This is a genomic window from uncultured Thioclava sp. (assembly GCF_913064665.1).
Taxonomy (GTDB): Bacteria; Pseudomonadota; Alphaproteobacteria; order Rhodobacterales; family Rhodobacteraceae; genus Thioclava; species Thioclava arctica.
On record NZ_CAJYBT010000004.1, the window covers coordinates 133,039 to 139,157 of the forward strand.

The 6,119-nt window shown below is 58.5% G+C and carries 6 protein-coding genes; 2 read left to right on the forward strand and 4 right to left on the reverse strand.

The window, feature by feature from the left end; all coding sequences use genetic code 11:
* Positions 1-20 precede the first annotated feature (20 nt).
* Positions 21-794 (forward strand): heparan-alpha-glucosaminide N-acetyltransferase, encoded by a 774-nt coding sequence (locus QZ571_RS02940; RefSeq protein WP_295531489.1) that lies wholly within the window; start codon positions 21-23, stop codon positions 792-794.
* Here the strand turns inward: QZ571_RS02940 and QZ571_RS02945 are convergent, their stop codons facing one another.
* Entirely contained in the window at positions 795-1,742 is a 948-nt protein-coding gene (locus QZ571_RS02945) for an NAD(P)-dependent oxidoreductase (RefSeq protein WP_295531492.1), read from the reverse strand. It abuts the gene before it with no gap.
* Positions 1,743-1,803: 61 nt separating this feature from the next.
* On the opposite strand from QZ571_RS02945, the gene QZ571_RS02950 reads away from it, so the two are divergent.
* Positions 1,804-4,278: a penicillin acylase family protein gene (locus QZ571_RS02950; RefSeq protein ID WP_295531495.1), complete on the forward strand. Its 2,475-nt coding sequence runs from the start codon at positions 1,804-1,806 to the stop codon at positions 4,276-4,278.
* A gap of 110 nt (positions 4,279-4,388) precedes the next feature.
* On the opposite strand, the gene QZ571_RS02955 is transcribed toward QZ571_RS02950, so the two are convergent.
* The 3 genes from QZ571_RS02955 to QZ571_RS02965 form a co-directional block, all read right to left on the reverse strand.
* Entirely contained in the window at positions 4,389-4,850 is a 462-nt protein-coding gene (locus tag QZ571_RS02955; protein WP_295531498.1) for a hypothetical protein, read from the reverse strand.
* 46 nt (positions 4,851-4,896) lie between these two features.
* Positions 4,897-5,340 (reverse strand): DUF4304 domain-containing protein, encoded by a 444-nt coding sequence (locus QZ571_RS02960; RefSeq protein ID WP_295531501.1) that lies wholly within the window; start codon positions 5,338-5,340, stop codon positions 4,897-4,899.
* 318 nt (positions 5,341-5,658) lie between these two features.
* Positions 5,659-6,119, reverse strand: a 461-nt coding sequence (locus tag QZ571_RS02965; protein WP_295531504.1) for a 3-deoxy-7-phosphoheptulonate synthase, incomplete at its 5' end; no start/stop codon positions are given.

The window sequence follows — 6,119 nt, forward strand, 5'->3', positions numbered from 1 at the left end:
GGGGCGCAATTAGGGTGCTTATGACAGATGCGAGCAAGCTTCCCTCTTCCAGCGCCTCGGGTCCCACCGGGACGCGCCTTGTCCTCCCCGATTTTGCGCGCGCGATCGCGCTGATCGGCATGGCGATCTTTCATTTCACTTTCGATTTGCAGAATTTCGCCTTTATTGCGCCGGGCACGATTTTCACCCCGGGATGGGAGATCTTCGGGCGCGCTGTGGCGGGCAGTTTCGTGTTGCTCGCCGGGGTCAGTCTGGTTCTGGCGCATAGCAAAGGCCTGCGCACACGCCCCTTTCTGACCCGTCTAGCCAAGCTGGTTGCCGCAGCGGCACTGGTCAGCATTGCCACCTATTTGATGATGCCCAGCGTCTTCATCTATTACGGTATCCTGCATTCCATCGCGGTAAGCTCGGTGATTGGGGCGCTGCTGCTACGCTTGCCTTGGGCGGCGCTGGCGGCACTTGGGGTGGCGGTGCTTTGGGTGCATCTGGACTATGCCAGCCCCGCGTTCAACCACCCTGCCCTGTGGTGGTTGGGGCTGTCAACGCAGTGGCGTCCTTCGATTGATTTCGAGCCCGTGCTGCCTTGGCTTGCGCCGTTTCTTTGGGGCATGGCAGTTGCCAAGCTGGCGGCGCGCCAAGGGTGGCTGGCGCGCGCGCCGCGCTATCGGATCGGCACGCCGGGACGCGCGATGCGTGTGGCGCTGTTTGCCGGGCGCCACACCTTACCCATTTATCTGATCCACCAGCCCGTGCTGTTTGGGGCAACGTGGATCGCCTATCAGCTACTGGGCTGATCAGCCCAGTTTGCGCAACCGCGCGATCAGTGAGGACGTATCCCAACGCGCCCCGCCCATCGCCTGAACCTCTTTGTAAAACTGATCGACAAGTGCGGTGACGGGCAGGCTTGCGCCAATCTCATCGCCGGTTTGCAAACAGATTTTGAGATCCTTGCGCATCCAATCCACGGCAAAACCGTGATCGAATTTGTCGTCCGCCATGGTTTGATAGCGGTTGGACATCTGCCACGACCCGGCGGCCCCCTGAGAGATCACCTCGACCACAGCGGAAATATCGAGCCCGGCTTTTTCCGCGAAGTTCAGGCTTTCCGACAGCCCCTGAACCAACCCCGCAATCGCGATCTGGTTGCACATCTTGGTGACCTGACCCGCGCCGCTATCACCCAGACGGCGGCAAATCTTGGCATAGGCGGCGATCACCGGCTCGGCCTTGTCATAGGCGACCTGCTCGCCACCACACATCACCGAAAGCTGGCCGTTTTCGGCCCCCGCCTGTCCGCCCGAGATCGGCGCATCGATGAAGGAAACGCCATGGCCCTTGGCCTCGCCAAACAATTCGCGCGTGACGGCAGCGGACACCGTGGTGTGATCGACAAAAATCGCGCCCGTCTTCATGCCCTTGAACGCTCCATCCTTGCCCAGACAGACATCGCGCAGATCATCGTCATTGCCCACGCAGGACATTACGAAATCCGCACCTTGCGCCGCCTCGCGCGGGCTGGGTGCATGCGCGCCGCCATGCTGCGCGACCCAGGCCTCAGATTTCGTGGCCGTACGATTGTAAACCGTGACCTCATGGCCTGCCGCCTGCAGATGCCCCGCCATCGGGTAACCCATCACCCCAAGACCCAGAAATGCCAGTTTCGCCATCATGCTCTCCCTTGCGTGAATTGCGCACAAGTGCGTTGATTGGCGCTCATGCGTTGATTGTGCAGTCACGCTCATCTAGTAACGCGCGCATCGGGGGCGTCAACCAAAGCGCCCCATCAAGGGAACGTGAGGGGCGATGTATCAGGCATTTCGGTGGGGTGTGCGGCTGATTTTGGCGGCAATCGTAGGCATCGTCCTGCTGGGCGGGTTGGTTTGGTTTTTTGCCTCGCGTTCGCTGCCCGATTATAACGCCACCTATAAGGTCGAAGGGTTGCAAGCCCCCGTTGAGATCGTGCGCAACACCGAGGACGTGCCCCATATCTTTGGCCATAACGATCCCGATGTGTTCTTCGCCCTCGGTCTGGCGCATGCGCAGGATCGGCTATGGCAGATGCTGTTGCTGCGGCGCACCGTGCAGGGGCGTTTGTCGGAAATGTTTGGCTCCAAAACGCTGAAGACGGACGAGCTGATGCGTCGGCTGGGGCTCTATGATGCCGCCGTGTCTTCGGTTTCGGCGCAAGATGACTACACCAAGGCCGCGCTGGAAGCCTATGCGCGCGGCATCAATCAGTGGATCGAGATCGTCAACAAAGGCGCGATGGGGCGTGGCGCGCCCGAGTTCTTCCTTTTTGACGCCAAGATCAGCTATTGGACGCCTGCGGATTCGCTGGCGATCCTGAAACTGATGGCCGTGCAGCTTTCCAGCCAGTTGCAAGACGAGGTGCTGCGCGCGCGCGTCTCGATGCTGGGGCAAGGCTGGGTGAATGACATCATGCCCGATGATCCCGAGCAGGCCACCGCCACTCTGCCCAGCTATGCCAGCCTGTTCCCGACCATGCCGCGCGGCATTCAGGTCGCCCAAGGCGAATCCGAGGGCGCGCTTTCGCCCTTCCCCGCGCGCGATATGGCGGGGGCCTCGAATGCTTGGGCGGCGGCCCCGGATCGCTCGGCGGCGGGGGGCTCGCTTTTGGCCAATGACCCGCATCTGGGGCTGACGGCCCCTTCAATCTGGTATCTGGCGCGTCTGCAGCTGCAGGGCGGCGGCATCATCGGGGGCACGATTGCGGGAATGCCGCTGGTACTGTCGGGGCGCAACAAGGATCTGGGCTGGGGGCTGACCACGGCCTATGTCGATGATCAGGATCTGCATATCGAACAGCTCGATCCCAAAGATCCCACCCAATACCGCACGCCCGACGGCTTTAAAAAGTTCAAAACCAAGCGCGTGATCATCAATGTCAAAGACGCCAAGCCCGTCACGATCACCCTGCGCTGGACGGATAACGGCCCGGTGCTGCCGGGCAGCCATTTTGACCTCGCCACGATAACGCCGCCCAATTCGGTCGTCTCACTGGATTGGACCGCCTTTGACCCCCATGACACCTCAATGTCGGGCGCGATGGGGCTGATGCGGTCGCATTCGATCACCGAGGCGCTCAAAGCGACCGCCGAAGTCGTGGCCCCGGCGCAAAATATCACGATGGCGGACAAGACCGGCGTGGCGCTGGTCACGGCGGGGCGCATTCCGCTGCGCGATCCGGGCAATGTCACGCAAGGGCGGATGCCCAGCCCCGGTTGGGAGGAAAAGAACCGCTGGCATGGCTATCTGCCCTTCAAGGACAATCCGCAATTCATCGACCCCAAGGGCGGGATCGTGCTGAACACCAATAACAAGACGGTGGACCGCCCCTTCCCCTATAATGTCAGCTTCCACTGGGGCGATACGCAGCGCATCCAGCGTCTCAGCAAACTGCTGGGCGAGCGCGAGGTGCATTCGCGCGACAGCTTTATCTCAGCCCAACTTGATACGGTCAGCCCGGCGGCGCGCGGCCTGCTGCCGCTGGTGGGCGCGAACCTGTGGTTTACCGGCGACCCGGCCCCCGAAGGCACGCCCGAGCGGCAGCGCCAGCGCGCGTTGGAATTGCTGGCAAGCTGGGATGGCGAAATGAGCGAACACCTCCCCGAGCCACTGATCTACGCCGCATGGATGCGCGAGCTGCAAAACCGACTGATCCGCGACGAACTGGGGCCGTTGGCCAAGAAATTCACCCATCTCGAGCCTGTCTTCATCGAGCGGGTGTTTCGCAATACCGATGGCGCGAGCCGTTGGTGCGACATCCTCCAATCTGCCCCAAAAGAGACCTGCACCGATATCGCGCGCCAGTCGCTGGATGCCGCGTTGCTGGACCTGAGCAAGAAATACGGCCCCAATGTCGAAAGCTGGCGCTGGGGGGATGCGCATATCGCCGAGCAGGATCACCCCGTTCTCGGCAAAGTTCCGGGGTTGAAATGGTTCGTCAATATCCGCCAATCGACTTCTGGCGGAGATTTCACCTTAATGCGCGGCGAGACTCGGGGCGGCGACGGACCGGATGCCTTCGCCAATGTCCATGCAGCGGGCTATCGCGAGGTGCTTGATTTCGCCGATCCCGATTCTTCGGTGTTTATCATCTCAACCGGACAATCGGGCCATCCGCTGAGCAGCCATTACGACGATCTGTCCGAACTCTGGCGCTCGGGCGATTATATCCCGATGTCTCTGGACCCGGCACTCGCGCGCGCGGCGGCAGTGGGCACGACGCATCTGATCCCGCAAGCGGCTAAGGAATAGGTGGGTTGGGGGTGGTGATGTGGATAGGTTCTATCCCATTGACCAAAAACCCTGGTTTGTGAACGTTCCAAAAGGGTGGTTTTTGGGAGATCGACTTGATCGGTGAGGGTTTATCGCTTGTACCACCAGAAGCCATTTACGTTGTCTTCAAAAACGCCATCAACGGCTTCCGTGATCGAGATAAAAATGCGGCGCATTTCTGGCAGGCTGGGATCAAGAGATGTCTGCCCCACAAAGGAGAATATTCCTTCGCTAGTCGTTAAAACAGTATCGTTTCCATCACCTATCTCGAACCGCACATTGCATTCATTGAGCTTTAAGAAGGTTTCAGGAGCCAAGTCGTTCTTGTGCCATTCAGAAAATTCTTCCGCCTCCTCATCTACATATTCGTCGTCATTTAGCTGTATTAAAAAGGGTTGTTCTGTCGCGATATGCAGCTGTGGAACAATATAACTTTGAAGCTGCCACTCGGTATTTCTAACTGTTAGCCCAGAAGCCTCCAAAAACTCTTTCAGGCGCAAAAGATCGAATGGCTGTTGGCCTCGCTTGAACCATATTCGTGCGGATTGCATGGTTTTCCTCCAATCTAAATTCCCGACATCCAACAAGCGCCCTAGCCTAGGATTGAGCATCAAGCATGTCTCGCCACCATTGTTCGGCGTCCGTCTCCAACAATTTACTACAAGTCAAAGCAAGCTCCGCCACAGGAGAATGGTTATCCCTAAATTGATCATAACTAGTTTTTCCGAAGTGAAACCAGTGATCGCCAACATTATTTTTCGCGCCCAGTCGAATTCGGCCACGAGCATGAGTATGCATAACTCGTAACCGCCTATAGTCCGCGTCTGGTTTGTAGGAAACATTACGGCGCTGAGGATCAGCGTAGCTAAGATTTACGCAAAAGCTCCCTCCACTTGAAAAGAATTGAAAATTTACAAGAGAGATAAAGTCATTGTTGTTGCGGTAAAAGTTTGGGAACGACCCTTTGAAACCGAGTTTTCTAAGGACCGGAACACAGTGCACTTTAAGGGCAATTTCCATAGCTTTTTTATCAGCACTCATCCATCAATCCTCTCATCTTAAAAATTTACCACAAAAAATTTGAAGACAACAAAGCCCGAACAGCCGCTAGTCAGGAAGTTCACAAACGCTCGTTTTTGGAACATCCCAACACTACCCCGTTTGACGCCGCGAAAAACCCCGTTCAAAATCTACGCCGTTGTTGAACGTTTTCGGCCCTTGCGAGATCGCCGCCGCCCGTTGCACCCCGTGTAGTCCCAACCCTAAACCAAAAGGCCCCGGTAAAACGCCGGGGCCTTATCGTGTTGCAAGCCCCGCAATGCGGCATCCACCGCATCTCGAGCCTTTTTTCGCGGCGTTTTACTGCGACGCAGCTTTCGCCAGTTTGCGGCGGTCTTGCAGTTCTTCGGCCACCAGAAACGCCAGTTCCAGCGATTGCGAGGCGTTGAGGCGCGGGTCGCAGGCGGTGTGGTAGCGCGAGGACAGGTCCTCGTCGGTCACAGCGCGCACGCCGCCGGTGCATTCGGTCACGTCCTTGCCCGTCATTTCGAAATGCACGCCGCCGGGGATCGTGCCCTCGGCTTTGTGGATGGCAAAGAACTCGCGCACTTCGCGCAGCACGGATTCGAAGGGCCGCGTTTTGAAACCGCTCGCCGATTTGATCGTGTTGCCATGCATCGCATCGCAGGACCAGACGACATTGGCGCCCTCAGATTCGACCGTGCGAATGAGGCGCGGCAAATGATCGCCCACCTTGCCCGCGCCAAAGCGCGCGATCAGGGTCAGGCGGCCCGCCTCGTTTTCGGGGTTCAGCTTGGCCA

Bases quoted from the DNA above. Each gene is read 5' to 3' on its own strand.
- QZ571_RS02940 (WP_295531489.1), top strand. From the start codon at position 21: ATGACAGATGCGAGCAAGCTTCCCTCTTCCAGCGCCTCGGGTCCCACC.
- QZ571_RS02945 (WP_295531492.1), bottom strand. From the start codon at position 1,742: ATGAGCGTGACTGCACAATCAACGCATGAGCGCCAATCAACGCACTTG.
- QZ571_RS02960 (WP_295531501.1), bottom strand. From the start codon at position 5,340: ATGAGTGCTGATAAAAAAGCTATGGAAATTGCCCTTAAAGTGCACTGT.
- QZ571_RS02950 (WP_295531495.1), top strand. From the start codon at position 1,804: ATGTATCAGGCATTTCGGTGGGGTGTGCGGCTGATTTTGGCGGCAATC.
- QZ571_RS02955 (WP_295531498.1), bottom strand. From the start codon at position 4,850: ATGCAATCCGCACGAATATGGTTCAAGCGAGGCCAACAGCCATTCGAT.